This is a genomic window from Agaribacterium haliotis (assembly GCF_002312815.1).
Taxonomy (GTDB): domain Bacteria; phylum Pseudomonadota; class Gammaproteobacteria; order Pseudomonadales; family Cellvibrionaceae; genus Agaribacterium; species Agaribacterium haliotis.
The window spans coordinates 212,530-238,138 of sequence record NZ_NKQJ01000005.1 but is presented as its reverse complement, the minus strand read 5'-3'; the positions used below and the strand labels follow the sequence as shown (position 1 = coordinate 238,138).

Below are 25,609 nucleotides of genomic sequence, written 5' to 3'. Positions count from 1 at the left end.
TGTCTTTGCTATTAAGGCGAATTTGGCGGCTATTCAGGGCTCGCCGCCGGGTTTAGCTCGACCGTATCGGGCGGGTTAAACTGTGTCTCGGGCATTAAATTTTCAGATAAAGCGCGCCGCTTGTTATTGGTTATTTCTACCAGCTCTTTAATTAATTGGTGGCGGCGCTCGTCGCCTAAGTTGTTTTCCATCGCTGTCTGTGTGGCTTTTTTGTAAAAAGAATAGGCCTGCAGCACATCGCCTTTGTTTAAATACTTGTGGCCTTGAACAACCGCGCTCACGACCGAGACCATCATATTTGCCCATGCGAGTTGCTCGATCATATCGTTCATCGCGGCAAGTTCCATTTTGCCGGCTGCCTGGCGGCTGCGTATGATTCGTCCTGCTTCGTTTAAGCCAAATTGTGCGCGCGCAACTTGCGCATCACTGTTCATTGCGCGGTTAAGTGTTGGCGCAAACTCCGCGCCGCTAAGTTGTTCAATCCGCGATTCCAGGCTTTCTTTACTTATTTGCAAAGCCTGGCTCTGGGGCTGCAGTGTGAGCATGCCATCGACCATCTCAACCGTGTGCTCAAGCAGGGCGCGAATAATGTTGCGCGATCCGGTTAGGCTTTCAAGGCCGGCGCATAGTTCTTCTATTTCACTGACTTTTTTGCGCAGTTGTTGAAGCCTTTGGCCTATAAGCCGCCGGCGCATCTGGTTGTGATTGATCAGGCTGACCGTGAACAGGGCAAGCACGGCCAGCGCCAAACACAGAAGTACGATGTTTAATTCACTCACCTCGCGTCACTCATTTTCTGCTTGTCTGATTTATTTTCGGCATGTTTTTCTGCAGTGTGTAACCGCTTATCCCCGAGTATTTTTTATAACAAACACGGGCTTAGCTGTTTGTTTGCGCTCGGCTAAGGTCGTTAGCTTCTCTTGGAATTGCCGCTTGATGCTATATCGTCGCAGGTTTTTTTAAACGCTTAAAGTATAGCCAAAAGCCGCGCTCGGCGACAAAAACGAAGTGGCTAGGATTGCTCAATCTCACTACGCTATTCTTGACCTATCATTTTTTTGCACTTATATATGTGCACCGCTAGCTAGGGCCCGGGCCTCGAAAAATGCTCAAAGCTGTGGTTTAGTAGTATAAGGATTCAGTCATTACGCCAAACTGATTAAAGTTTGGTCAATTCGGTGTATCGCCGTCATTTGGAGAAGCATGGGTAAATCGTTAGTTATCGTCGAGTCCCCGGCAAAAGCAAAAACGATTAACAAGTACCTGGGTAAGGACTTTGTTGTTAAATCGAGCGTCGGTCACATACGAGATTTGCCAACCAGCGGTTCTGGCAGCGCCAGTGCCGACCCCAAAGAGCGCGCCAGGCAGGCGGCGATTACCCGTAAGTTGTCGCCGGAAGAAAAAAAGCTTCACAAAGAGAAAAAAGCCCGCGAACAGCTTATTAAGCGTATGGGCGTCGACCCCGAACACGGCTGGCAAGCCGATTATCAGATTCTTCCCGGTAAAGAAAAAGTGGTCGCCGAGCTAAAAAAACTCGCCGAAGGCGCCGACGACATCTATCTCGCAACGGATTTGGATAGAGAGGGAGAGGCCATTGCCTGGCACTTAAAGCAGGCCATTGGTGGCGACGATGCCAATTATCACCGCGTGGTATTTAATGAAATCACTAAATCGGCCGTTCAGGACGCGTTTAAAGAGCCCGGCAAAGTCGACTTAAACCGGGTCAATGCCCAACAGGCGCGGCGTTTTCTCGACCGTGTTGTCGGCTACATGGTCTCGCCTTTGCTTTGGGAAAAGATTGCCCGGGGCTTGAGCGCCGGCCGCGTGCAGTCCGTCGCGGTGCGCCTGGTAAGCGAACGCGAGCGCGAAATCCGCGCCTTTGTACCCGAAGAGTACTGGACCATTAATGCCGACCTGCTCGCCAAGCAGGACAAGCTGCGCTGCGAGGTAAAAAAGCAGGCTGGCGAGAGCTTTAAGCCGGTCAACGAACAGCAGGCGATGTCTGCGGTCGCCGCGCTTAAAGACAGCAGCTACGAGGTCAGCAAGCGCGAAGACAAGCCCACCAGCAGTAAACCCAGCGCACCTTTTATTACTTCGACGCTGCAGCAGGCGGCATCGACCCGCCTTGGCTTTGGCGTTAAGAAAACCATGATGATGGCGCAGCGCCTCTATGAGGCCGGTTACATCACCTATATGCGTACCGATTCAACAGCGCTAAGCAAAGAAGCTGTCGACGCCTGTCGCGCCTATGTCGAAGATAATTTTGGCAAAAAATATTTGCCCGAGCAGCCGAGAAACTACAGCTCGTCAAACAACAATGCGCAAGAGGCGCACGAAGCGATACGGCCTTCCGATGTCAATGTGAAGGGCTCTCAGTTATCTGGCATGGAGCGCGACGCCGAGCGCCTCTACCAGTTAATTTGGAATCAATTTGTCGCCTGCCAAATGGTCGATGCCAGTTACACCTCGAGCAGTATTGTTGTGCAAGCCGGTGAGTTTGAACTGCGCGCTCGCGGCCGGGTCATGCGCTTTGACGGCTATACCAAGGTTATGCCGCTGCCGCCAAAGAAAGATGAAGACGGCATTCTGCCCGACGTCAAAGTTGGCGATACACTCAAGCTCAACGAGCTATTGCCCAAACAACACTTTACCAAGCCGATTGCGCGCTTTACCGAAGCCAGCCTTGTTAAAGAGCTTGAAAAGCGCGGCATCGGTCGCCCGTCAACCTACGCATCCATTATCTCGACAATCCAGGATCGGGGTTATGTGCACCTGGAAAACAAGCGTTTTTACGCCGATAAAATGGGCGACATTGTCACCGAGCGACTGGTCGAAAGTTTCTCTGAGCTGATGGACTTTGGTTTTACCGCATCAATGGAAGAGCGCCTCGACGATGTTGCCGAAGGGCGGCGCGACTGGATCGATCTGCTCGATGAGTTTTACGACGACTTCACCGGTGCGCTCGACAAAGCGAAAGACGGCGAGCAGGGCATGCGCCGCAACGAGCCGGTATCCACCGACATCGAGTGCGGCAAGTGTGGCCGCAATATGCAGATACGCACCGGCAGCACCGGTGTGTTTTTAGGCTGCTCGGGTTACGCCTTGCCGCCGAAAGAACGCTGTAAAAATACAATGAACTTGGTTTCCGGCGATGAAGCCGTCGCCAGTGACGACGAAGAAGCCGAAGTTCAGCAGTTGCGTCTTAAGCGTCGCTGCCCGATTTGTAATACCGCCATGGACAGCTACTTAGTTGACGAAAACCGCAAGATTCATATCTGTGGCAACAACCCCGACTGCGACGGCTATGAAATTGAAGCCGGGCAGTTCCGCATTAAAGGCTACGACGGGCCGCTTATCGAGTGTGACAAGTGTGGCTCCGATATGCAGTTAAAATCGGGCCGTTTTGGCAAGTATTTTGGCTGCACTAATGAAGCCTGTAAAAATACCCGCAAACTGCTTAAAAACGGCGAAGCCGCGCCGCCGAAAATGGATCCAGTTCCAATGCCCGAGCTCAAGTGCGAAAAGGTCGACGATACCTATGTATTGCGCGATGGCGCCGCGGGTATGTTTCTGGCCGCCAGCGGCTTTCCCAAAAATCGCGAAACGCGCGCGCCGAAAGTTAAAGAACTTCTGCCGCACGCCGCAGAGATTGACCCGAAATACGGCTTTTTGCTCAAGGCGCCAACCGAAGACAACGACGGCAATGACGCCATTATTCGTTTTAGCCGCAAGTCAAAAGAGCACTACGTGCAAACGGAAGTGAACGGCAAACCCAGCGGTTGGCGCGCTGTTTACGAAAAAGGCCGCTGGCAAGAGCAAGAAAAGTCGAAAGCGACTGCAAAAAAGAAAAAATGAAATCGAGCTTAGCACTTGAGTCCTTGCGCGCAGCTAAAAACGCCTTGCACATGCTTAAAAGCAATAGCGCTTTGCTCAGTGCTCAGAGCTCGTTTGCGCGCCTGAGCTTGCTGCATGCCTGCCTATGTCAGCTTGAGCGCGTGTTTATTTTGGTAGAGCAGGGCGCCTCTCAACAAGCGTTCAAGTTGATACAGCAACGGTTTAATGACGGGCCTGTTCAAGCTGCACTGCAAAGCCTTGATAAAACGGCGCCGTCTGGCGCCGAGCCGGCAGCTGCAGCTGCAGCTGAGGGTTTAATTGCCAGTTCGGCGACAAGTAACAGCAAGCACTGGAGTAAGGTGGATATCACTGAGCTTGGGCATGTGATTACAGAGCTCGAACAATTTGTGCTTGAGCAGCTCTCTGATCAGCTCGAATACTAACGGTTAGGCGTTTTTATCGCTTTTTGTTACAATTGACTTTTCGCTGTTAATCCCACCGCTATAATGTCTGATCTTTTTGAAATCGTAGAGCTGCCTGACGGTCAAGTCGTACTTAAACGTATTGACGATGAATCTGCGCCGTTAGTATCGATCTCGTTTTCTCAAGAGGCTTTATATTTCCTCAATCAGAGCAAGTTTTCCGTTGCCAAAGCGATGATTGAAGCCGGCTTAGATGCTGCCGGTGATCAAGATGAAGACGAGCAAGCTTTAGCCGAATCGCAAGACGGCCCGCAAATTTTGCACTGATCAGAAAAGCCCCTGAGGCCCTAATTTTCGAGCTTGCTTACAAATCTTCGAGCATATAAGGCTCGGGCAGGCTTATCGTTTCTCGCACCGATATTATTTAGAGCAGCACATTAAAGCGGCGGCAAATGATTTTGCGGCCGCTTTAATATCTATTTATATTTTCTTAGTTTTGGTACTTGCGAGCGCGTACTGACCTCGATCATTTGCGTGTTCGATACCGTCATAAATGTCGCTTTGCCATTTTCATTGGCACTGCGGCGCAGCTGGTAGCGGTATTGGCCAGGTTCATATACAACCTGTGATAGCGCGTCAAAATTTAAATTGCGACTGATTAACTGGTAGTCGCCGTCTTCGTGGGCGCGCCAAAGCTGAAGCCCACTGCGTTCGGGTGTGTTTCTGTTATCGCTCTTAATTCGAAGAACAAATGCGCCGTTTGCAGAGCTCCGTGGCAATTCAAGTTCAACGTCCTGACCATCAGCAGCAAAACTGCTGGAGCAATACACCGCCGAAAGCAACACCAAAGTATTGAGTTGTTGTTTCATAAGCTCACTATAAAGTATGTGGTTGTCGTCATCTGATCAAATGAAGTCTCAGATGACACAATTCTGCCATATTTGACGACAATTTGGGTGACGTTTTAAACGTTTGTCACAAACTTTATATCTAGCGGTGCTAAATGTTAAAAAATGTTACCAGAGCGCTTGCAAATTTGACGTTTGTTGTTTTTTTGTTGCTTGTTTGTAGCGTAATAAAGCCTGATAAAGCACGTTTAAGTCGAGCGCTGTTTGGTTGTTATTATCCGTGGCGTTTTTGCTAAAAAGCGCAGCATTTAAATACGCTAACTGTGTTTTAAGCTCATCGGTTGCCTCGCTTCGATTGGCGAGCTCTGCCGGGCTGCAAGAAAAATTTGAGCTCGAGAACTTAAGCAGCTCGTTATAAAAATTTTCACTGTCGTTTTTTTCTGCCCAAAATTTAAGTTGTTTCGACTGCTCCGGCCTTGTGTTCGATGTTGCGCTGTTTTTTTCAGTCGGGCTTAAAGCGTCATCGCGGCGGTTTCGCTGCGAAAAAAACAAATAAATCAGCGCGCCGAGCATAAGTATATTCAGTGCAAGCGAGCTTACTAACCACCAGCTAGGCGAGGGCGCAGTGCTTGAAGAGTGTGCGCTGTTGGCTGTAGGTGTCGCTGCCGAGGTGGCTGAGTTGCTGTACTCCGGCGCGCCGGACACTGGGCTTGTTGCTGGCGCTTGTTGCCCTGGAGCCAGGCGCAGCTCGGTACTTTTAAGTTGTGCCCATTCTAGTTGATCGCTCTGGGCGTTCCACCACGGCACGCGTATGGCCGCTAAGCTAGCGGTGGCTGAACTTAAAACAATGGCGGCGCTATCTGTGCGTTTTGCCAGCAAACCCCGAGCGTTTTCGCCGTCTTCAAGCTTGGGGCTGTCGATGTAAATCTTAAATTTGTCGCTACTTTGTTCGTGTAGGACCGCAGGCAATTGTGCAGCTTCAATGCCTTCTGCCTGAATGGTGACCTCGCGGGTCATCGGCTCGCCCGCGCGAAGGGCACCGGGGTCCTTACTCCAGCGCTCGGATAGTATCAGGTTGTTTGCCACAACCCACGGCGCGTCTTTGGGAAATTCGTCGGGAATACTTTTAACCCTAAGTACTTTTTCGTCGCTGCGAAGTTTGTAAGGCTGGCTGCGACTAAAACCGCCAAACAGTGCGCGTGTACGGCCTTGTAGTACGTCGACCTGCCAGTTTAAAGCTGGAATAACTAAACTGCCGCTGCGCTGGGGTAGCAGAGCATAGTTAAATTCGACAACTTGGTACTGCTGGCCGTCGATCTTTCTCTGGTAGCGTTTTGATTCGAGCTTTTTAAGCACGGCATCGTTGAGTTGAAGCTCCTCGACCGCAACATCGTCAACACTGACACGATAATACAAACGATAACTGAGCTTAATTTGCTCTTGCACATAGGCAGTACTTTTATCGACGATGGTCTCGATCATTAGGTTGTCTAAATGCGCTGGCGCGGAATGCTCGTCGTGCACCTCAATGCTAATGGCGTCGGAATTAAAACCGGCAAGACTCATTGGTGGGATAAGTAATTTGCCTTTTTTTAATGGTTCGAGTTCGAGTGTCCATTGGGTTTTGAGCGAGCTGACACCGTTAATACTCTGGCGCATGGTCGACGGATAGGCATTTAGCACTTTAAAACTGTTGGTAAGGGCGCTTAGGTCTGGCGTTTGCCCCTGGGTATTGCCTTCAAAAACAATAATAAGTTGCAGGGTTTCACCGAGGGCAAGCTCAGTGCGGTTGACGCTTGAGCTCAAGTTTGCCCAGCTGAGCTCGGCACTTAGCAGCACAGTAAAAAATAGAAGGTGTTTAATGCATCTCATGGTGGTGTTACCAACGCTGTTGGGTTTCATCAGGGGCGCTGCGCGGTTGGGCGCGGCGCTGCATGTTTTTCTGACGGTATTGGTCTTCGAATTTATTTCTCAATAAGGTGCCCGGGTCGTCGGGAACCTTGCGCAGCCACTGTTCAAGTTCTTGCTGTTCTTCACTGGGGCGCAGGTATTGCGTCTCAGCCCGAGCGCTCGCCTCAGCCGTGTTGGTATCTTGCTGGGCTTTTTGTTGCTGCTGTATTTGTTTTTCTAAGGCTTGCTGTTCATTTGTTTCGGCTTTTGCCTGCTGGGCTTTATCTTGCTCGGCCTGATCTTGCTGATAATGCTCATTCAGCGCTTGGTTATCTTCTGGCTGTCGCTCGCCTTTGTCACCTGTTGATGCGTTGTTTGCCTGTTGATCGGAGTCGGTATTTTTGTCAGCTGCATCAGTAGCTGCTTGCTGTTGTTCGGCGTTGTCTTGGTTGTCAGCTTGTTGTTGATTGTCGCCACCGGCTTGATTCTGCTCAGGCGGGTTTTGTTGCTTCTGCTGCTGATCCGCCTGCTGAGGCTGCTCGTTTTGATTCTGTTCGTTTTGGTTCTGGCCAGCTTGATTGTTGTCATTGCTGTTTTGCTCAGAGCCCTGTTGGCTTTGCTGTTGTTGATTACCATCTTGCGGCTGCTGCGAGTCGCCGCCTTGATCGGATTGCTGTTGTTGCTGTTGCTGCTGTTCTTGTTGTTGTTTTAGTTGCTCAAGTAGGGCCTTGTTGTGTTGTGCTTGTTGAAAGTCGGGTTGTTCGTTTAAAGCCCTGTCGTAGGCTGCAATAGCCTCATCAATCTTGCCGGCAAGGGCGAGGCTGTTGGCCAAATTGTACTGGGCTTCGGCGCCGCTTTGTTGTTGCCAGTAGTTTGCCGCTGCCTCGTAGTTGCCTTGTTTATATTCGGCTGCCGCTTGCCAGTCTTTGTTGTTAAAAAGCCCGGACGCTTTTTCGTAGTCCTGTTGATCAAAGGCGCGTTCAGCGCGCTGATCTTTGCTGAACCAAAATTTATCTAAGCTAGAAGCTGTGGCGTTTGGCGCGGTTACAGCGCTTGTTATCAATAACATCGGCAGTGTGAACAGGGCGATCAATAGCTGTCCGCGGCGAAAGAGTAAAATAAAAAGCAAAAGTGCCGGCAGCAAGACCCAGGGGCCGTTGTCCTGCCACAAATCAACGTCGCGTTTATGTTCGCCGTCGCTATCGTGGCTGCTGTGAAGCACCAGGTTTTTTAGGGTGTTGATGTCGAGGCTGCTTGTGCTAAAAGGTACATAAATAGCGCCAAGTGCTGCAGCGGCGTCTTGAAACTGTTGGTGATTGAGACCGGCAACAACAATACTGCCGTCGTTGTTGCGCACAAAACTGCCTTGACCATTGGGAATAGGGCCGCCGTTTTCGGTGCCGATACTCCAAATAATAAAATCATTGAGGCTGGTTTTTTTAATGTTTTTTAACGACGCAAGGGCACTTGCGTCAATGCCGTCGCTTAATATAAGCACTTGAGCGTCGCTGCTATTGTTCTGCGTGTTTTGCAGCAGTAGCTCGGCTTGCTCAAGTGCCGCTTCTATATTTGAACCCGCCGCCGGCATCAGTGTCGGTGACAAGCTCGGCAGCATTGATTTGATGGTTTTAATATCATCGGTAAGTGGCGTGACCACATGAGCGTCTGCACCGTAGACAATCAAGGCGGTGAGGCCATCGGGGCGTTCAGCCAGCAGGTCGAGTATTTTTAATCGCGCTCTTTGAATGCGAGAGGGTTTGATGTCTTCAACCAACATTGACGGTGACAAATCAAGCACAATCACCAGTGGCGCTTTATTGCTGTGCAGGCTGACTTGCTGTTTATTCCAGCTCGGCCCGGCAAGGGCGACAACCATTAAAGCCAGCAGTATTGGCAGCAGTGCATGACTAAACTTGTGTTTTGGCGAGCTCTGGCCACTTGTTAGCACGTCTAAAAAAGTGGGCGCAAAGTGTTTTTGCCACAGGGCTTGGGCGCGCTGGCGTTTTAGCTGGCGCCAGGCAATAAACACAACCGGCAGCAACAACAATAAAAAAGCAGGCCGTAAAAAATGAAAGGCGACAATCGTATCCATTAGGCGTTCCCGGAGCGCTTCTTGATATTTGTACCCGCCTTATTTATTGCGCCCCCGAACCAAGCGCTAAGTGAAGGCAGCATCAATAACAGCAGCGACAAGCTCAGCGGCCAATAAAAATAATTGTTCAGTGGCCGGTACTGGTTGTCATCAAGCTCGATTTTTTCGATGTTGTTAAGCTCGTCGTAGACCTCTAACAACTCTTTTGGGTTGGTCGCCCTGAAGTAGCCCCCCCCGGTTTGTTCGGCGATATTCTGCAGGGTCTGCTCATCGATTCTGTTTTCTCTAAGTGCATAAGGTGAGCTTCGCGGTACAACACCGATGGTGTGAACTTTGACTTTTGCCTGCGCCGCGAGCCTTGCCGCCTGTTCGGGATCAATTGAACCTGCGGTGTTGCTCCCATCGGTAAGCAAAATAAGCACTCGCTGGCTTTCTGGGCGCTCTTTTAGTTGTTTAACTGCAAGGCCAATCGCATCGCCAATCGCCGTTTCGGGGCCGGCTATGCCGAGGCTGGCTTCTTGTAGTAGCTGGTTGACGGTTTTTAAATCAAAGGTCAGCGGTGCCTGTAAGTAGGCGCCGCTGCCAAATAGAATAAGGCCGATACGGTCGCCGTCGCGTTTTGTTAAAAAGTCTTCGAGTATAAACTTAACGACACTTATGCGTTGAACATTGCGATTCTGGATGCGCATGTCGGCTTTGCGCATGCTCATGCTGATATCGACAGCGAGCATCATATCGCGGCCACTGCTGGGCAGTTGTAGGGCTTCACCAAGTTTCGCCGGCTGCGCAAGTGCAAGCACAAAACACAGCCACGCCAGGCTTAAACAAAGCGTCGAAAAAAAGCTGCGATTATTCGGCGCAAGCTGCGTGTCAGCTTGCGCGGCTTGCGCGCGTTTAAAAAACGGCACGCGCAGTGAAGCGTTTTCGCTGTCACAGGCTTTGAGTTTCAGGTAGGCGAATATCGGCAGCGGCAGGGCGAGTAAAAACCAGGGCCAGAGCAATTGCATCAGCGGGTGCCTCCGATGTGCTGCTGTTGAAGCGCACCTGGTGGCGCTGTGTGTTGATGTTTAAGCTTGAGCTTGAGCCAGCGCTCGGCTAACAATATAAATTGCACGATCGCCGCGTTGTTACTGGCCATTTCAGTGCCGTTTAAGCTCAGTGCCTGCCATGTACGACAATCGTCGCCGGCTGGGCTTTGATTTAAATCTGCGCACAAACTTTGATACCAAGCTTCACCGTATAAGCTTAAGCGCAGGTTTTGGCCCCTGTGGCGACAGCAGCGCTTTAATATTGAATTAATGTTCTGAAGCGCCGTTTCGCAATTTAATTTATCCAGGTTTTGCTTAAGCTCAGCAAGCTCTGCAAGTGCCTGGCGTTGATAACGCAGTGCTTGCTGCCGGCGAATAGAATAAAAAAGCACGAGTGCAACCACGCAAAGCGCAGCAGCTAAATAACTTAGCTGCTGCCAGCTCGGCGGCCACCAGCCGATTTTTTCAGGTAGTTGAATATCTTCTAGTTGAGCTAACAACTGCTGTTGCAGTTCGGCTGGTAGTTGCTGCGCAGCTGCAAGGCTCGGTTGATGTATCTTCGCCAGGCCCTGCGCGATCACTTCTATTAAATGACGCAGCGCTATCATAGTGTCCCCGCCGTGACTTTGTTTGTGCTGTTGTTGCCGTGAGCAAGCCCGGAAAGCTTGATGCCGGTGTGACCGGGGGCGGGGCTCAGCTGAGCTTGAAGGCGCTGATCGCTGGAAAATAAACGAAGGTCAATGCGGTATTGCATACAGGTATTTTCAAGCTCTTTTAATTGTGTCAGCCAGCTTTGGCGATAGCTGCTGCGCAAGCGCTTTGACGAGCAATCCAGGCGCAAACGCTGCAACCCGTCGCTAATCAATGCGGCGCTGTTGCTCTTGGGTAGCTCGCGCTCGAGTTGATCGCTGACGTGTAAAAAACGCAGTTCATTGTGGCGCGACAGCAGCGCCAAGGCGCGCTCACACTCTCGATTAAAATCATTGAAGTCGCTGATTACGTAAATCAGCGAGCCCGGGCGGCTTATGCGCAGCACTTCTTCGAGCATGGTTTGCAGCGATAGGCCTGCGTCGGAGCGCACCTGGTCTTTTTGCTCAAACAGGTGTTGATTTAGCTGAACCAGCTTATTAATTAAATGCAGGCAGGCGTTTTTTCCCTGGCGTGGGCGAAGATCAATTTGTTGATGGTCGTTAAATAACAGCGCACCAATGCGGTCGTGTTTATTCTGGCTTGCCCAAGCGGCGAGGCAAGCGAGTTTGGCTGCAAAAACGGATTTAAACTGTTCCCGGCTGCCAAAAAACATGCTTTGGCGCTGGTCGACAAGCACAAATACCGGGCGCTCTTTTTCTTCCTCAAACAGTTTGGTGTGCGTACGCTGAGTCCTTGCCGTCACACGCCAATCGATGTTGCGCACATCGTCTCCGGCCTGGTAGTGGCGAACTTCGGCAAAGCTCATACCGCGCCCGCGCGACCGGCTGGCATGTGCGCCGGCTAAATTGCGCGAGCGAGGGCGGGCTTTACCGCTTAAAAAATCGCCAGCAAAAGCTTTTAATTCAATCAGCTCTGCCGCATTGGCGACGATACCGCGAAGTGCCTGACTGTTCGTATCCATAGTTAACAGCTTAAGGGCACGTGCTCAATAAGTTGGTCGATAACCGCATCGGCATCGACGCCGCGGGCCTCGGCTTCAAAGCTCAGTATCAGGCGGTGGCGAAATACATCGTGCACAACCGCCTGCACGTTTTCGGGGCTGACAAATTCCTGCTCATTCAGCAGCGCGTGGGCACGGGCGCAGCGGTCAAGCGCGATGGTGGCGCGCGGGCTGACACCAAATTCAAGTGCCGCTTCAAGTTCAGCAGATACCTTTTCGGCGTTGCGCGTAGCGTCGGTGAGCCTGACGATATATTCTTCAACGGCGTCGGCCATATGTAAGTCGAGCGCGCGCTGGCGCAGTGTTTTAATGGCCTGTTGACTCAACTCACTGACACTATTTGCACTACTCTGGCCGGCCTCTTGGCGGCTTAGGCGCAAAATTTCGCGCTCGGACTCAAAGTCGGGGAAGTCGACGTTGACGTGCATAAGGAAACGATCGAGTTGGGCCTCTGGCAGGGGGTAGGTGCCTTCTTGCTCGATCGGGTTTTGGGTGGCCATTACCAAAAACAGCTCGGGCAGCTTGTAGCTTTTTTTGCCGACGCTAACCTGGCGCTCAGCCATTGCTTCAAGCAGCGCCGACTGAACTTTTGCCGGCGCTCGGTTGATCTCATCGGCGAGCACGAGGTTGTGCATAATAGGGCCTGGTTGAAATTCAAAGCTGCCGGTTTCCGGGCGGTAGATGTCGGTGCCGGTAATATCTGAAGGCAACAGGTCGGGGGTAAACTGCACGCGGTGGAAGTCGCCTTCGATGCCGTCGGCCAAACATTTAATGGCCCGGGTTTTGGCAAGGCCTGGCGCGCCTTCAACAAGTAAATGGCCATCTGCAATAATGGCGATCAGCAATCGCTCAACAAGACTTTGCTGACCAATAATTTGCTCACTAAGCCAGGTTTTTAATGTGCTTAAGCTGGGCTCGGGACTCATTTTCTACCTTCATTATATCTGGAGTTGGGGTTGGACCGCGCGGCTCTACGGAAGTTTCCTTGAATGAGCTATGCTTTAATTGGGTTAAATCTTACGAATATCAAGTACTTAAGTAAAACACCTGGAGTCGATTGTGGAACTTGCGCACAAACATTTAGACGACAAGCGCCTTTTATTATCTGAGCTCGGCCAATTGAGCCCAGGCGAAAATCGCAAGCAGGCGCTCGAATTAAGCTGGGCTGCGCTAATGCTTGAGAATTTTCCACTTGCCGATTGGCTCGGTCGCCCGCTCAATGATCTGCGTCACGCGCTGCTGAATATATATCATTTTGTTTCAGATCGGCAGCCCGGTTTGCCAAGCTGCCAAGTGTATAACCCGAATTTACAGGATGACGGTTGGGTCTGTGCGCGCACGGTGGTGTTATTTAATAGCGATGACTATCCGTTTTTAGTCGATTCGCTGCGTATGGTTTTTGAGCAGTGCGAGCTCGGCATTCACATTGCCAGCAGTCGCATTGTGACCCTGCAGCGCAATAAGCGCGGTGATTTACTGCTGGACGCTGACAGTGACGCCAGCGAACGCGCCGAAACACTTGCGTATTTTGAAATCAGTGCCATTGCCGATGCGGCGGATTTAAAGCAACTAGAGCAGCGCCTACTTGCCTCGGCGGCAGATGTGGCGGCAGTGGTGGGTGATTATCCGGCGATGGTTGACAAGCTAAATCAATGTATTGAGGAATTGGAAGCGCACGGGCTTGAGCACGAAAGCATTGCGTTTTTGCGCTGGTTAAAAAATTCGCATTTTACCTTTCTCGGCTATCGGGATTTGAGCTTTGAGGGTGATCCGGATACGCCGGGGCAAGTTGAGGGGCGGGTGCTGGTGGAAGATGCCGCCGCCCGGCTCGGTATCTTTAAAGTGATTGATTGTGACTCAGTGTGCACGCCGGCGATGCAGTTTGTGCTTGGTGCCAGCGATTTTTATAAAGGTGATGAGGTTCTGTGTTTTTCCAAATCACGCACGCGTGCGACCGTGCACCGTCACGTCTATCCGGATTATGTTGTTGTTAAAAAGTACGACGCCGAAGGGCGTGTTTGTGGTGAGCGCCGCTTTTTAGGGTTTTATACTTATGCGGTGTCGTCGCTGTCGCCGAAGCAAATTCCGATCTTGCGCCAGCGCGTCGACTATGTACTCAAGCGCAGCGGCTTAAACCCAAAGTCGCACGATGGCAAGCGGCTGCAGCGCTGTATTGAACTTCACCCGAAAGATGAGCTATTTCAGGCTAAACCCGAAGAGCTCTACCAAAGCCTTAAAAAAATTACCGAGCTCAACGAGCGCGACATTATTCGTTTGTTAATACGCGCCGATGCCTTTGGTCAATTTGTGTCCTGCCTGGTCTATGTTCCGCGCGAATTATATACAACCCGTTTGCGCCTTCAGATTCAAAACTTAATTGGCGAGCGGCTCGGTTCGGCTGATATTGATTCAACAACTTTTTTTTCTGAATCCAAGCACGCGCGCGCGCACATTGTTTTTCGCTTAAAAGATAAGCACTACCAAGATTTCAGCGTCGATGAGCTCGAACAGCAAATTATCGAGCTGTGCCACGGCTGGCAGGAGCATTTTCGGCGCGCGCTCGATGAGCGCTTCGGTGAGGCCAAAGCGCTGAAGTTATATAAAGACTGGGGCGATGCGTTTAGCCAGTCGTATCAAGATAGCTACGATGCGCGGGTTGCGGTTGAGGATATTATAAGTTTTGAAACGCTGACAGCGCCGGGCGAAATAGCCATGAGTCTTGCCCAGTCTCAGGGTTTTGATAACAAAAATCTAAAATTTCGCGTGGCTCACCTGCGCGATATGCTGGAGCTATCCGATGTTATTCCGATACTTGAGACAATGGGGCTTCGCGTACTTGGAGAAGAGCCTTTTTTAATTAACAAAGGCGCTGAGCTCTGTTATTGGATTCACGATTTCACCCTGGTGCCAGCGCTTGATATTGAGCTGGACGTCAAAGCGATTAAACAAAAATTTGAGCAGTGTTTTAAGTTCGCCTGGCAAAAGCAGATCGACAGCGATGGTTTTAACCGCCTGGTTGTTGCCGCAGAGCTCGACTGGCGGCAAGTAAATTTGCTGCGCGCTTACGCAAACTACATGAAACAAACATTGTTCAAGTTGAGCTTGGATTATATCGCCGACACTCTGGTTGCTTACCCAAAGCTCACCCGCGAGTTGATTCATTTATTTGAGCTGATTTTTAACCCCGCGCAGGCTCAAGCCGCATCCGCAGGCGAGGGGCTAAGCAAACAAGCCCTAAGCTTGATCGAATCGATTGAGCTTGGCCTCGACGAGGTCTCGGTGTTGAGTCAGGAGCAGGTATTTAGGCGTTATCTAGAGTTTACTCAGGCGACTTTGCGAACCAACTTTTATCAGCGCGATAACCGCGGTGCCCACGCGCCTTATATTGCGCTGAAGTTTGAGCCGCAAACGATCAGTGACTTACCCGAGCCCAGGCCCGCTTACGAGTTTTTTGTTTATTCGGCGCGGGTGGAAGGTGTGCATCTGCGCAGCTCAAAAGTAGCGCGCGGGGGGCTTCGCTGGTCAGATCGCAACGAGGATTATCGCACCGAGGTGCTGGGCCTTGTCAAAGCGCAGCAGGTTAAAAACGCTGTTATTGTGCCAAGTGGAGCCAAAGGCGGTTTTGTTGCCAAACAGCTGGCGCAAACAAAAGACCGCGCTGCATTTATGAAAGAGGGCATCGCCTGTTACCAGCTTTTTATTCGCGCCTTGCTCGATTTAACCGACAGCCTAATCGACACCGAGATACACAGGCCCGAGCAGGTTGTCTGCCGCGACGGCGACGATGCCTATCTGGTGGTGGCAGCCGACAAGGGCACGGCAAGCTTCAGTGATATCGCCAATGAAATTTCCGCCGAGAAAAAACACTGGCTCGGCGATGCCTTTGCGTCCGGCGGCAGTCAGGGCTATGACCACAAAGCCATGGGCATTACTGCGCGCGGCGCCTGGGTGTCCGTTCAACGTTTATTTCGGGAAAAGGGTCTGCACACCCAGCGCGATGAATTCAGTGTGATTGGTATTGGCGATATGGGTGGCGATGTGTTTGGCAACGGCATGCTGCTATCAAACAAAATTCGCCTGTTGGCGGCCTTTAATCATCTGCATATATTTATCGACCCGGCGCCGGATGCCGAGCAGTCTTTTGCTGAGCGCCAGCGGCTGTTTGCAGCCAGCGCCTCGGGCTGGGATGCCTACAATAAAACACTTATTTCTCAAGGCGGCGGTGTCTGGCGGCGCAGTGAAAAATTTATTGAGCTCAGCCCGGAAATACGAAATTTAATTGCGTGTAATGCAACGCGCTTGACGCCCACGCAGTTGATTCACGCGTTGTTAAAGGCGCAAGTTCAACTGATTTGGAACGGTGGGATTGGCACCTATGTCAAAAGCGAGGCCGAGACCCACGCCGATGTTGGCGATAAAACCAACGACGCCGTGCGTGTTAATGGCAGCGAATTGCGCTGCGAGGTGTTTGGCGAGGGCGGCAATCTCGGGTTAACACAATTAGGGCGCATAGAATTTGCCGCTAACGGTGGCGCCTGCAACACCGACTTTATAGATAACGCCGCCGGCGTTGACTGCTCCGATCACGAAGTAAATATCAAAATTCTGATTGACGCTCAGGTGGCCAACGGCGATCTAACCGTCAAGCAGCGCAACGCACTGCTCGAGGCGATGACCGACGATGTCAGTCGCCTGGTACTTAACAACAACTACAAACAAACCCTGGCGCTGAGCATTGCCGAACAATATGCGGTGATACGAGGCAATGAATATCGACGCTTTATCAAACACCTTGAAGAGCAGGGCAGGTTAAATCGCTCGCTTGAGTACTTGCCCAGTGATGAGCAGCTTGCCGAGCGCAGCGCCGCCGAACAGGGATTGTACAGGCCGGAACTTGCGGTATTAATCTCTTATGCCAAGGTGCAGCTAAAAGAGGCCCTGGTTGAGTCCGATATTGCCGACGATGCATATTGTGCGCGTTCACTGTTTAATTTGTTTCCCGAGCGCTTACACGATGATTACGCGGAACAAATAAAACATCACAAGTTGCGAGCGCAAATAATTGCCACGCAGCTGGCTAACGATTTAATTAATCGCCTGGGCATCACCGCGTTTTATCGCCTGGCGGAAATATCTGGAAGTTCGGCCGAAGAGGTTGTGCGCGCCTATGTGATTGCTCGCGAAGTTTTTTGTATGGAGGACTTTTTTGCCTATGTTGCCTCGCTCGATTACAGCGTTGAGGCTTCGCTGCAACACGAACTGTTGGCGACGTTGATGCGCCGGGTGCGCCGCGCCAGCTCCTGGTTCTTGAAAAATCGCCGCGGTGGGCTCGATGTCGAAAAAGAAGTCAGTGCTTTTAAAGCCAAGCTTAAGCAGGCGCAAAATTGCGTCGCCAGCTTGTTGCCGCAAAGCTATGCTGAGCTTTGGCAAAAACGCAGCGACGAATTAAAGGCCCAGGGGCTCGCTGACGAGTGGATCGACAGCATGGTCATGCCAGATAACTTGTTTAGCGGCCTGGGTGTGGTCGAGGTATCGAACTGCAGTGGCGCGGCGATCGAGCGCTGTGTTGAAAGTTTTACCGTATTGATGCACGAGCTCAAGCTCGACTGGTTTGCCAACCAGCTGGCACAAATGAAGGTTGATAACTTTTGGCAGGCCAGTGCACGCGAGGCCTATATTGACGATCTTGAGGCGCAGCTGCGCAAATTAAGTACCTGCCTGCTATCCGAGCGCTATGAGGGCAGCGTTGGCGAGCGCCTGGGTGCGTGGCTTGAGAGCAATCAGGCCATGATAAGCAGGTGGCGCAGCATGGTTAGCAAGGTTGAGGCGAGCAGTCGGGTTGATTCGGCCATGTTTTCGGTGGCGCTGCGCGAATTAAACGACTTGGTTCAGGTAACCGTGCACCGCTAACGCTGATATGAGATGTTATTTTGTCGATATGCATATTAGCGCCGAGCAGTATCTGCGCATGTACGAAGGTAGCGCCAAACTAGTATCGGTGCTCGATCGCAGTGGTCGGCGGCTGCAGTTTCCTGCGTCAGTGTTGCGCCCCTTTGTCACCCACTCGGGCATCGATGGCAGTTTTGAGCTGCAGGTTGATAACAACTCAAAGTTGATCCAGATTCGTCGACTCTAAGCCTTGCATCAGCTATGCTTTGCGCCAAATTTTCAGCCGAGTTTTAGCTTATGAGTCTTTATGATGTAGCGCGTCGTATGTTGTTCCTGCTTGATCCAGAAACCGCCCACGAGGTGTCTTTGGACATGATGTCCGCATCAGAGCGCCTCAAATTAATTGGTTTATTAAAACCCAGCTTTCGCGCCAACAAAAAAACCGTTATGGGTTTGCAGTTTCCAAATCCGGTCGGCTTGGCGGCGGGCATGGATAAAAACGGCGATCACTTTAATGCCCTGGGCGGTTTGGGTTTTGGTTTTATTGAAATTGGCACGGTAACGCCCGTTGCGCAGGCTGGCAATGAGCAGCCGCGACTGTTTCGCCTGCCCGAGCACCAGGCGATTATTAATCGCATGGGCTTTAACAATAAAGGTGTCGACTACCTGGTTAATCAGGTGCGCAATCATCGCCGTTTTGATGGCGTGCTCGGCATTAATATCGGTAAAAACAAGCTGACCGCCGATGAAGATGCGCTCAGCGATTACCAAACCTGTATGGATAAGGTTTACGACGTCGCAGATTACATCGCAATCAATATCAGCAGTCCGAACACGCCGGGGCTTCGCGGCTTGCAGTTTGGTGACGCGCTCGATCGCCTTATCGCAGGTATTGCCGACAAAGCCAAGCAGCTTGCCGATGATTACAGTAAAAAAGTTCCGATTGCAGTAAAACTTGCACCAGATACCGATGACGAAGGTTTAAAGTTTATTGCCGATACCTTGCAGAAGTATCAAATGGATGGGGTGATTGCGACCAATACGACGGTGTCGCGCAGTGCCGTCTCCGGACATAAATTTGCTGATGAGGCCGGTGGCTTAAGCGGCAAACCACTGACGCAAATGAGCACGGAAGTGATCGCCAAATTGCGCTCGTACTTAGGTGAAGCTATGCCGATTATCGGTGTCGGCGGCATTGAAAATGCTGACGATGCCAAAGCCAAGATTGATGCGGGCGCTGATTTATTGCAAGTTTATAGCGGCTTTATTTATCGCGGCCCGGCATTAATTAAAGATGTCAACGCGGCTTTTGATCCTGCTGCCTGATTCCTGGGGCTGGCTCCTAGTTAGAGTTAGGCCTAGGAATCAGGCCCAATCCAACACCTTGCTCAGTGAATGGCTTTAGCCAGGCTCAGCTTCTTCGCCGCCTCGCGGGCGACATCGCTATACTGCTGCTCGAGCTTGGCAAAGTTCGCTTCGTGTTTGCGGCGCTCTTGTTTGGAAAGTTTTTTCCAGTCTTCGTGAGTCGGGATATGTTTTATTTGCCCGGCAATCTCATCAAATATTGCATAGGCATCGCGCGCGCGCGAATCCAGGCTTAAGCAGTCGAGCAGGTGATTGATGCGCAAGCTGAGCTCGGCCAGCTCTATCTGCTTGTCGAGATAGGCGCTCAGTAAAAAATTCACATCACTGTGAATGCGGGCAATATTCTTTTGTGCCAGCGCCTGCTGCTCTGCATTAAATTTATCAACCTGTTGTTGTCGCCGGTAGAGGCGATAGTGCAAATATGTCGCGTAAGCGGCGAGTAGGGCAACAATGGCGGCGGCGAGGGCAAGAAATAAAAACACAATAATTAAACGCTGAAGAGGGTTTTAGTTAGTTACGTGGCGGAGTATGCAGGCTTATTTTGTTTGCTGTAAATGTAGTAAGGCAATGTAGCAAGCTTAAGATTGTATAGGGCGCATAGTTTGTGAGGCGTAGTTAATGAGCCGCAGTTATTAATGGGGCATATATAGAGCAGCGTACAAACAATGCCTGTTTCGGTAACAATGCCTATGTCGGTGCTTATACGCAAATATCTACTGCCTGGATTTACCGCATCGTTAATAGACCGTGGCACTAATGTATTTTACGCGGGTATAAAAAAACCCGCACATTGCTGTGCGGGTTTTTTTATGTCATATGGCGATCCGGAAGGGACTTGAACCCTCGACCTCCGGCGTGACAGGCCGGCATTCTAACCAACTGAACTACCGGACCGCGGTAGTCATTCGTAACGTGAATGAAGCGTGGTGGGTGGTACAGGAGTCGAACCTGTGACCTACGCCTTGTAAGGGCGCCGCTCTACCAACTGAGCTAACCACCCGAGAGGCCGGCAATTTAATATCGAAAATGTCGTGGGTCAACACTTTTTTTTAAAATTTCTTACGGTTGTATGTATTGCAGTCAAAGTGGCTGGGCTTTGTGCTAAAGACCACAGTTACTGACGCTTCTGTGGCACAGGACTTTGTACTGTATATAATGCGTCGACCAAATCTCGGGCTTTAACAATGAAGAATATTCTTTTTTTATGCGCGCTGCTCGCGGCAAGCTCCGTCCATGTTCACGCCGAAGACGGCAACGCCGGGCTGTATCAGTTTGACACAGACAACCAGCGCGAGACCTACCAGTATTTGAGCGAAAGCCTACGCTGCCCCAAATGCCAGAACCAAAACCTGGCCGACTCGAACTCTGAAATTGCCATCACCATGCTCGACGTTATTGCCGAGAAAGTGCTGCAAGGGCAAAACGAAGAAGAGATCAAGCAGCTTATGGTTAGTCGCTACGGCGATTTTGTGCTCTACGACCCGCCAAAGCGCAAAGAGACCGCGCTGTTGTGGTGGGGGCCGCCGGCCTTGTTTTTTATTGTCGCGCTGATCTTTGTCGCGACCTTAATGAAACGCAGTCGGCGGCTCAAGCAAGAGGGCGACGACAAGCAAAATGAAGAACAACAAGAGACCGGAGAAAAATAATGGGTTTTTGGCAGGTATTTATTGTTTTTTCTCTGTTGGCCGTGGCTTTTTTACTGTGGCCGTTTTTTCGCCGTCTCGGCGCGCTCAAGCGCGGTTTGCGCGAGGATGTGCAAATCGATCTGCAGCAAACCTTGCAGTTTGATCGCCGTGAAGAGCTCAAGCAGGCGCTCGCGGCCGGGGAAATATCAGAAAAGGACTACCGCGATCTCAGCGCTGACTTAGAGCGCGACTTTGAGCAGCAGGCCTTACAGGGCGCACTGAACCAAGCCGTCAGCAATGGCTCGCGCAGCCGCCTCATTTTTGGCGGTTTGTGCCTGGCGCTGCCGCTTGCGGCGCTGCTGCTTTACAACCAGCTCGGTGCCAAGCCCGAATGGCAAATTACCGAAATTAGCGAGGCGCTCTACGGCGCGCACGGCGGCTCAAAGCAGCTCGAAACAGAGCTGCTTAGCAAGTTACAGCAGCGACTTAAGCAGCGCCCAGAGAGCCCGCAGCTTTGGTTTATGCTCGGCTCGGCGGCTTCGTCGGCCGGCAACTACGAGCTGAGCGTACGCGCCTACAAAGAGCTGTTAAAGCTTGCGCCAGAATCCGCTCGTGTGCACGCCGAGCTCGCTCAGTCTCTGTTTATGCGAGCGGGCAATACCATCACCCCAGAGGTTAGAGCCGAAACTCAAAAAGCGCTTGAGCTCGACCCGGAACTCGCCTCGGCCCTGGGCCTTGCCGGTATTGACGCGTTTCAGTCGGGCCGCTACCAGCAGGCCATTGATCTTTGGCAAAGCGCTGTGAAACAGCTCGACCCCCAATCCTCGGGCGCTCAAGTTCTCAGCCGTGGCATTGTTCGCGCGCAGGCAGCTTTGGGCCAAAGCGGTGCCAGTAAAACTAGCAGTGCCACCGCCAGCACTAAGGCTGCAGCCGGTGCCAGCATCCTCGTTAAACTCAGCCTCGGCGACAAGGCCGCCGAGCTCAGTGGCGACGAAACCGTATTTGTCTACGCGCGCGCCTGGCAGGGCGCCAAAATGCCGCTGGCGATTCAGCGCCTTAAGGTCTCCGATTTGCCGGCCACGGTTGAACTTAACAAGGATACGGCGATGGCCCAGGGCATGGATATTAGCTCGGCCCCGCAGCTTGAAGTACTCGCTCGCGTATCGCTAAGTGGCACCGCCTCGCCGCAAAGTGGCGATTGGTTGGCGAGCAAGGGGCCGATAGTGCTCGGTAAAAAAGCCAGCACAGTCGAACTCGAAATTAACGAGCAGCTGCCTTAATGCATGCGCCGCAGTGCGGCGCGTTTTAGCTCGCTAGGAATTTTAATCGAAATGTGTAGAATCTGGCCCTTGGAATGGAAGCGGTCAAACGGGCCTGCTTTCTGCGCAAAGTGGTGTTGATTTATACAATAAGCAGCCCGCGCATAGACCCTAGCAGGAATTTTTAGCAGCTTTATGCGTTTAAAGACCATTAAACTCGCGGGCTTCAAAAGCTTTGTTGACCCGACCTCTGTAAATTTACCCAGTAACATGTGCGCCGTTGTCGGCCCTAACGGTTGTGGTAAATCTAATATTATTGACGCCGTGCGCTGGGTGATGGGTGAAAGCTCTGCAAAAAACCTGCGCGGCGAAGCGATGACCGACGTTATTTTTAACGGCTCGAACTCGCGCAAACCCGTCGGCCAGGCGTCGATTGAGCTTGTTTTTGACAACAGCGACGGCACCATCACCGGCGAGTACGCAGGCTATGCCGAAATCAGTATTAAGCGCCGCGTCACGCGCGACGGGCAGAACCTCTATTATTTAAATGGCAACCGCTGCCGCCGCCGCGACATTACTGATATTTTCCTCGGTACCGGCCTTGGTCCGCGCAGTTACGCCATTATCGAACAGGGCATGATCAGCCGCCTGATCGAAGCCAAACCCGAAGACCTGCGCGTTTATATTGAAGAGGCGGCGGGCATTTCCAAATACAAAGAGCGGCGCAAAGATACCGAAAACCGCATGCGCCGCACACATGAAAACCTCGAGCGCTTGACCGATATCCGCGATGAGCTCGAACGACAGTTGGTGCGCCTTGAGCGCCAGGCAAAAGCGGCTGAAAAATACGCGGTCTTTAAACAAGATGAGCGCAGTTACAACGCCAAACTGCAGGGCCTGCGTTATCAAAAACTCAAACAGCAGGGCGATGAGCTGCGCAAGCGCATCACTGAGTCCGAGCTGGCGGTCGAGGCCTCTGTTACGCAGCGCGTCAAATTTGATTCGGCCATCGAAAAATACCGCACAGATTTCAGCGATAAGTCCGACGCCTTTAACCAGGTTCAGGGCAAGTTTTATGCGCTCGGCGCCGATATCGCCCGCATCGAACAGAGCATCAAGCACCGCCAGGAACGCGAGCGCAGCTTGCGTGTCGACTTAGAGCAAACCGAGCGCGACCTCAAGGACGCGCAAGAGCATTTAAACCTCGATCAGGCCAAAATCGAGGGCTGGCAGGGCGAGCTGCTCGAGATCAGCCCCGAGATAGAAATGCTCGAAGAGGATCAAGAGCTCAGCCACGACGCGTTGCAATCGAGCGAAGAAGCTATGCACGCGTGGCAACAGGACTGGGATAACTTTAATCAGCGCGCCGCCGAACCCAAACAGGCCGCTGAAGTTCAGCAGAGCCGTATTCAATATCTCGAGCAGGTGCAACAGCGCCTGTTAAGCCGCAAAGACAAGATCGATGCCGAAAGCGCTGACAGCGATCACGGCATCGACACCGAGGAGCTGAAGCTGCAAGAGGAGCAGCTGGCTGAATACGAAATGGATATTGAGCAGTGCAGCGAGCAAAGTAGCGAGCTCGCCGAGCGCATTGCCGAACTGAGAGACAAACACGCAGAAACGGCGGAACAACGCAATCACAGCTTAAGCAAGCTACAAAGCAGCAAGGGCCGCCTGGCCTCGCTCGAAGCATTGCAAGGTGCGGCGCTCGGCAAAGAGGGCGACGGTGCCCAGAGCTGGCTCGAAACGAACCAACTCGACGCCGATCAGCGCTTGGCCGAAAATCTCGACGTTGAAGCCGGCTGGGAAACCGCACTTGAAGTGGTGCTCGGCAATGCTTTGCAAGCGGTGTGCAGTGACAGCGCGCTCGATACTTTGCTCGCCAATTTACCCGAGCTCGACAACAGCCTCGATGTAAGCGCGCGTATTGATGCCGGTGACACACAAAGTGGCACGCTCGCAGCAAAAGTCAGCAGTGCCTACGCGCTGCCGCTCGAGCTAAACAACATTCTCTGCGCCGAAGATCTGACAGAGGCCAAAGCCAAGCTCGCCGGGCTTGCCCCCGGGCAAAGCCTGATCACCAAAGACGGCTATTGGCTCAGTAACAACTGGCTGCGCGTCGTGCGCCAAAGTGACGCCGAGGCCGGTGTGATTGCGCGCGCCAACGAAATCAAAACGCTCGAGCAGGCTATTGCCAAGCTCGAAGCGCATGTTGCCGAACTCGCCGAGCAAAGCAGCAGCCAAAAGGAGCAGCTGCGCTCGGCCGAAAGCCAGGCCGAAGAGGCGCGCCGCAAACAGGAACAGTTGCGCCGCGACAGCAATAATTTGCGCGATAAGCTCAACTTGCAGAAAAGCAAAATTGAAAAAGCTCTACAGGCCCAGCAGCGCGCGCAGCAAGATTTGCAAGAAATCAAACAGCAGCTGGAACTTGAAGCTGAAAATCTTGCCGAAGCCAGGGCCCTGCTCGAAGAGGCCATCGCCGCCATTGAAAATGACACCGAAGAGCGCGAAAGCTTGCTGGCCAGGCGCGATGAACTTCGCAACAGTCTCGACAGTGCGCGTCAGCGCGCCCGCCAGGCTCAAGACAAACGCCACGAGCTGGCGATGCGTCAGCGCAGCGTGCAGGCTCAACTCGATTCAATGCGCTCGGGTATTCAGCGCCTGAACGAGCAAATTTCGCGCATGGATGAGCGCCGTGAACAACTGCGCGAAGCGCTTGAAGAGGCGGCCAACCCGGAAGAAGAAAACCAGCTCGAGCTTGAAGATATGCTTGAGCGCCGAATCAGTCTTGAGAAAAAGCTCAGTGAGGCTCGCCTTGAGCTCGAGAGCACGGAGCAGGCCCTGCGTGATGCCGAGAGCCAGCGCGACAGCGCCGAAAAGTCAGTAGCGGAGCAGCGCGGCAAGCTCGAGAGCAGCCGCCTCGACCTGCAGACCCTTGAAGTAAAGGCACAGAACATCGCTCAGTTGCTTGAAGAGCAAGAGCTCAATGTCGACGAGGTCCTGGAGACTATCGAAGACGACGACAGCGAAGAGGCGCTTGAACAAGAATTGCAGGCCATTGCCAATCGTATTCAAAGGCTCGGTGCGATCAACCTTGCGGCCATTGATGAATTTAAAACCGAGAGCGAGCGCAAACTCTATCTCGATGAACAAAACGACGATTTATGTGAGGCACTCGAAACCCTTGAGGCCGCTATTCGCAAAATTGATAAAGAAACACGCACCCGCTTTAAAGAGACCTACGATCAGGTCAATAGCGGTTTGCAGAACCTTTTCCCAAGGCTCTTTGGTGGCGGTCACGCCTACCTCGAACTCACGGGTGAAGATTTATTGGATACGGGCATTGCTATTATGGCGAGGCCTCCGGGCAAGAAAAACTCAACGATCCACCTGCTTAGCGGTGGAGAAAAAGCGCTGACCGCCATCGCCCTGGTGTTTTCAATCTTCCAGCTTAATCCAGCGCCGTTCTGTATGCTGGACGAAGTGGATGCGCCACTCGACGATGCCAATGTCGGCCGTTACGCCAATATTGTTGAGGCAATGAGTGAGCACGTGCAGTTTATTTATATTACGCACAATAAGATTGCGATGGAAAAAGCGCAGCACCTACTCGGAGTAACAATGCAGGAGGCCGGCGTCAGCCGTATGGTGACCGTCGATGTCGAGGAGGCTGCCGAACTGGCGGCAGTGTAATACAGGAGTAATA

At 52.0% G+C, this 25,609-nt stretch carries 18 protein-coding genes and 2 tRNA genes; 9 read left to right on the top strand and 11 right to left on the bottom strand.

Annotation, left to right across the window (positions count from 1 at the left end):
- Positions 1-29: 29 nt before the first annotated feature.
- The gene (locus tag CFK45_RS08145) at positions 30-779 is read right to left on the bottom strand and encodes a hypothetical protein (RefSeq protein ID WP_096085941.1); all 750 of its coding nucleotides are present in this window, start codon (positions 777-779) and stop codon (positions 30-32) included.
- Positions 780-1,203: 424 nt separating this feature from the next.
- Here CFK45_RS08145 and topA point away from each other — a divergent pair, with 424 nt between their 5' ends.
- The 3 genes from topA to CFK45_RS08130 all read left to right on the top strand — a co-directional run bounded on the left by topA (position 1,204) and on the right by CFK45_RS08130 (position 4,583).
- Positions 1,204-3,855 carry a type I DNA topoisomerase gene (gene topA / locus CFK45_RS08140; protein WP_096085940.1) on the top strand — a complete coding sequence of 884 codons (2,652 nt, stop codon included), beginning with the start codon at positions 1,204-1,206 and terminating at the stop codon, positions 3,853-3,855.
- The gene (locus CFK45_RS08135; protein ID WP_096085939.1) at positions 3,852-4,277 is read left to right on the top strand and encodes a hypothetical protein; all 426 of its coding nucleotides are present in this window, start codon (positions 3,852-3,854) and stop codon (positions 4,275-4,277) included. The genes topA and CFK45_RS08135 overlap by 4 nt, the downstream gene beginning before the upstream one ends.
- 63 nt (positions 4,278-4,340) lie before the next feature.
- The gene (locus tag CFK45_RS08130) at positions 4,341-4,583 is read left to right on the top strand and encodes a hypothetical protein (protein WP_096085938.1); all 243 of its coding nucleotides are present in this window, start codon (positions 4,341-4,343) and stop codon (positions 4,581-4,583) included.
- Positions 4,584-4,732: 149 nt separating this feature from the next.
- On the opposite strand, the gene CFK45_RS08125 is transcribed toward CFK45_RS08130, so the two are convergent.
- The 7 genes from CFK45_RS08125 to CFK45_RS08095 all read right to left on the bottom strand — a co-directional run bounded on the left by CFK45_RS08125 (position 4,733) and on the right by CFK45_RS08095 (position 12,691).
- Positions 4,733-5,125 (bottom strand): hypothetical protein, encoded by a 393-nt coding sequence (locus CFK45_RS08125; protein ID WP_096085937.1) that lies wholly within the window; start codon positions 5,123-5,125, stop codon positions 4,733-4,735.
- 147 nt (positions 5,126-5,272) lie between these two features.
- Positions 5,273-6,976 carry a BatD family protein gene (locus tag CFK45_RS08120; protein ID WP_158224638.1) on the bottom strand — a complete coding sequence of 568 codons (1,704 nt, stop codon included), beginning with the start codon at positions 6,974-6,976 and terminating at the stop codon, positions 5,273-5,275.
- A gap of 7 nt (positions 6,977-6,983) precedes the next feature.
- Positions 6,984-9,086, bottom strand: coding sequence for a vWA domain-containing protein (locus CFK45_RS08115; RefSeq protein ID WP_096085935.1), 2,103 nt, complete (start codon positions 9,084-9,086; stop codon positions 6,984-6,986).
- Positions 9,086-10,093, bottom strand: a complete 1,008-nt coding sequence (locus tag CFK45_RS08110) for a vWA domain-containing protein (RefSeq protein WP_096085934.1) — start codon at positions 10,091-10,093, stop codon at positions 9,086-9,088. The genes CFK45_RS08115 and CFK45_RS08110 overlap by 1 nt, the downstream gene beginning before the upstream one ends.
- A complete protein-coding gene (locus CFK45_RS08105) occupies positions 10,093-10,722 on the bottom strand; it encodes a DUF4381 domain-containing protein (RefSeq protein ID WP_096085933.1) in 630 nt (209 codons plus the stop codon). The genes CFK45_RS08110 and CFK45_RS08105 overlap by 1 nt, the downstream gene beginning before the upstream one ends.
- Positions 10,719-11,726, bottom strand: coding sequence for a DUF58 domain-containing protein (locus tag CFK45_RS08100; RefSeq protein ID WP_096085932.1), 1,008 nt, complete (start codon positions 11,724-11,726; stop codon positions 10,719-10,721). The genes CFK45_RS08105 and CFK45_RS08100 overlap by 4 nt, the downstream gene beginning before the upstream one ends.
- A gap of 2 nt (positions 11,727-11,728) precedes the next feature.
- Positions 11,729-12,691: an AAA family ATPase gene (locus CFK45_RS08095; protein WP_096085931.1), complete on the bottom strand. Its 963-nt coding sequence runs from the start codon at positions 12,689-12,691 to the stop codon at positions 11,729-11,731.
- Between the two features lie 133 nt (positions 12,692-12,824).
- On the opposite strand from CFK45_RS08095, the gene CFK45_RS08090 reads away from it, so the two are divergent.
- The 3 genes from CFK45_RS08090 to CFK45_RS08080 are packed head-to-tail and all read left to right on the top strand — an operon-like array spanning position 12,825 to position 18,980.
- A complete protein-coding gene (locus CFK45_RS08090) occupies positions 12,825-17,675 on the top strand; it encodes an NAD-glutamate dehydrogenase (RefSeq protein ID WP_096085930.1) in 4,851 nt (1,616 codons plus the stop codon).
- Between the two features lie 7 nt (positions 17,676-17,682).
- Complete coding sequence (locus tag CFK45_RS08085; RefSeq protein ID WP_096085929.1) at positions 17,683-17,901, top strand: DUF2835 domain-containing protein; 219 nt, start codon at positions 17,683-17,685, stop codon at positions 17,899-17,901.
- Positions 17,902-17,951: 50 nt separating this feature from the next.
- Complete coding sequence (locus CFK45_RS08080; RefSeq protein WP_096085928.1) at positions 17,952-18,980, top strand: quinone-dependent dihydroorotate dehydrogenase; 1,029 nt, start codon at positions 17,952-17,954, stop codon at positions 18,978-18,980.
- A 62-nt stretch (positions 18,981-19,042) separates the two neighbouring features.
- Here CFK45_RS08080 and CFK45_RS08075 read toward each other — a convergent pair whose 3' ends face one another.
- The 3 genes from CFK45_RS08075 to CFK45_RS08065 all read right to left on the bottom strand — a co-directional run bounded on the left by CFK45_RS08075 (position 19,043) and on the right by CFK45_RS08065 (position 20,019).
- Positions 19,043-19,501, bottom strand: coding sequence for a DUF2489 domain-containing protein (locus tag CFK45_RS08075; RefSeq protein WP_158224637.1), 459 nt, complete (start codon positions 19,499-19,501; stop codon positions 19,043-19,045).
- 335 nt (positions 19,502-19,836) lie between these two features.
- A tRNA-Asp gene (locus CFK45_RS08070) sits at positions 19,837-19,913 on the bottom strand.
- A 30-nt stretch (positions 19,914-19,943) separates the two neighbouring features.
- A tRNA-Val gene (locus CFK45_RS08065) sits at positions 19,944-20,019 on the bottom strand.
- Positions 20,020-20,203: 184 nt separating this feature from the next.
- On the opposite strand from CFK45_RS08065, the gene CFK45_RS08060 reads away from it, so the two are divergent.
- From CFK45_RS08060 to smc, 3 genes are all read left to right on the top strand, one after another.
- Positions 20,204-20,665: a cytochrome c-type biogenesis protein gene (locus tag CFK45_RS08060; RefSeq protein WP_096085926.1), complete on the top strand. Its 462-nt coding sequence runs from the start codon at positions 20,204-20,206 to the stop codon at positions 20,663-20,665.
- Complete coding sequence (ccmI, locus tag CFK45_RS08055; RefSeq protein ID WP_096085925.1) at positions 20,665-21,924, top strand: c-type cytochrome biogenesis protein CcmI; 1,260 nt, start codon at positions 20,665-20,667, stop codon at positions 21,922-21,924. The genes CFK45_RS08060 and ccmI overlap by 1 nt, the downstream gene beginning before the upstream one ends.
- Before the next feature lie 174 nt (positions 21,925-22,098).
- Positions 22,099-25,596: a chromosome segregation protein SMC gene (gene smc / locus CFK45_RS08045; RefSeq protein WP_096085923.1), complete on the top strand. Its 3,498-nt coding sequence runs from the start codon at positions 22,099-22,101 to the stop codon at positions 25,594-25,596.
- Positions 25,597-25,609 lie beyond the last annotated feature (13 nt).

Bases quoted from the DNA above. Each gene is read 5' to 3' on its own strand.
- topA (WP_096085940.1), top strand. From the start codon at position 1,204: ATGGGTAAATCGTTAGTTATCGTCGAGTCCCCGGCAAAAGCAAAAACG.
- CFK45_RS08135 (WP_096085939.1), top strand. From the start codon at position 3,852: ATGAAATCGAGCTTAGCACTTGAGTCCTTGCGCGCAGCTAAAAACGCC.
- CFK45_RS08130 (WP_096085938.1), top strand. From the start codon at position 4,341: ATGTCTGATCTTTTTGAAATCGTAGAGCTGCCTGACGGTCAAGTCGTA.
- CFK45_RS08125 (WP_096085937.1), bottom strand. From the start codon at position 5,125: ATGAAACAACAACTCAATACTTTGGTGTTGCTTTCGGCGGTGTATTGC.
- CFK45_RS08120 (WP_158224638.1), bottom strand. From the start codon at position 6,976: ATGAGATGCATTAAACACCTTCTATTTTTTACTGTGCTGCTAAGTGCC.
- CFK45_RS08115 (WP_096085935.1), bottom strand. From the start codon at position 9,086: ATGGATACGATTGTCGCCTTTCATTTTTTACGGCCTGCTTTTTTATTG.
- CFK45_RS08110 (WP_096085934.1), bottom strand. From the start codon at position 10,093: ATGCAATTGCTCTGGCCCTGGTTTTTACTCGCCCTGCCGCTGCCGATA.
- CFK45_RS08105 (WP_096085933.1), bottom strand. From the start codon at position 10,722: ATGATAGCGCTGCGTCATTTAATAGAAGTGATCGCGCAGGGCCTGGCG.
- CFK45_RS08100 (WP_096085932.1), bottom strand. From the start codon at position 11,726: ATGGATACGAACAGTCAGGCACTTCGCGGTATCGTCGCCAATGCGGCA.
- CFK45_RS08095 (WP_096085931.1), bottom strand. From the start codon at position 12,691: ATGAGTCCCGAGCCCAGCTTAAGCACATTAAAAACCTGGCTTAGTGAG.
- CFK45_RS08085 (WP_096085929.1), top strand. From the start codon at position 17,683: ATGAGATGTTATTTTGTCGATATGCATATTAGCGCCGAGCAGTATCTG.
- CFK45_RS08080 (WP_096085928.1), top strand. From the start codon at position 17,952: ATGAGTCTTTATGATGTAGCGCGTCGTATGTTGTTCCTGCTTGATCCA.
- CFK45_RS08060 (WP_096085926.1), top strand. From the start codon at position 20,204: ATGAAGAATATTCTTTTTTTATGCGCGCTGCTCGCGGCAAGCTCCGTC.
- ccmI (WP_096085925.1), top strand. From the start codon at position 20,665: ATGGGTTTTTGGCAGGTATTTATTGTTTTTTCTCTGTTGGCCGTGGCT.
- smc (WP_096085923.1), top strand. From the start codon at position 22,099: ATGCGTTTAAAGACCATTAAACTCGCGGGCTTCAAAAGCTTTGTTGAC.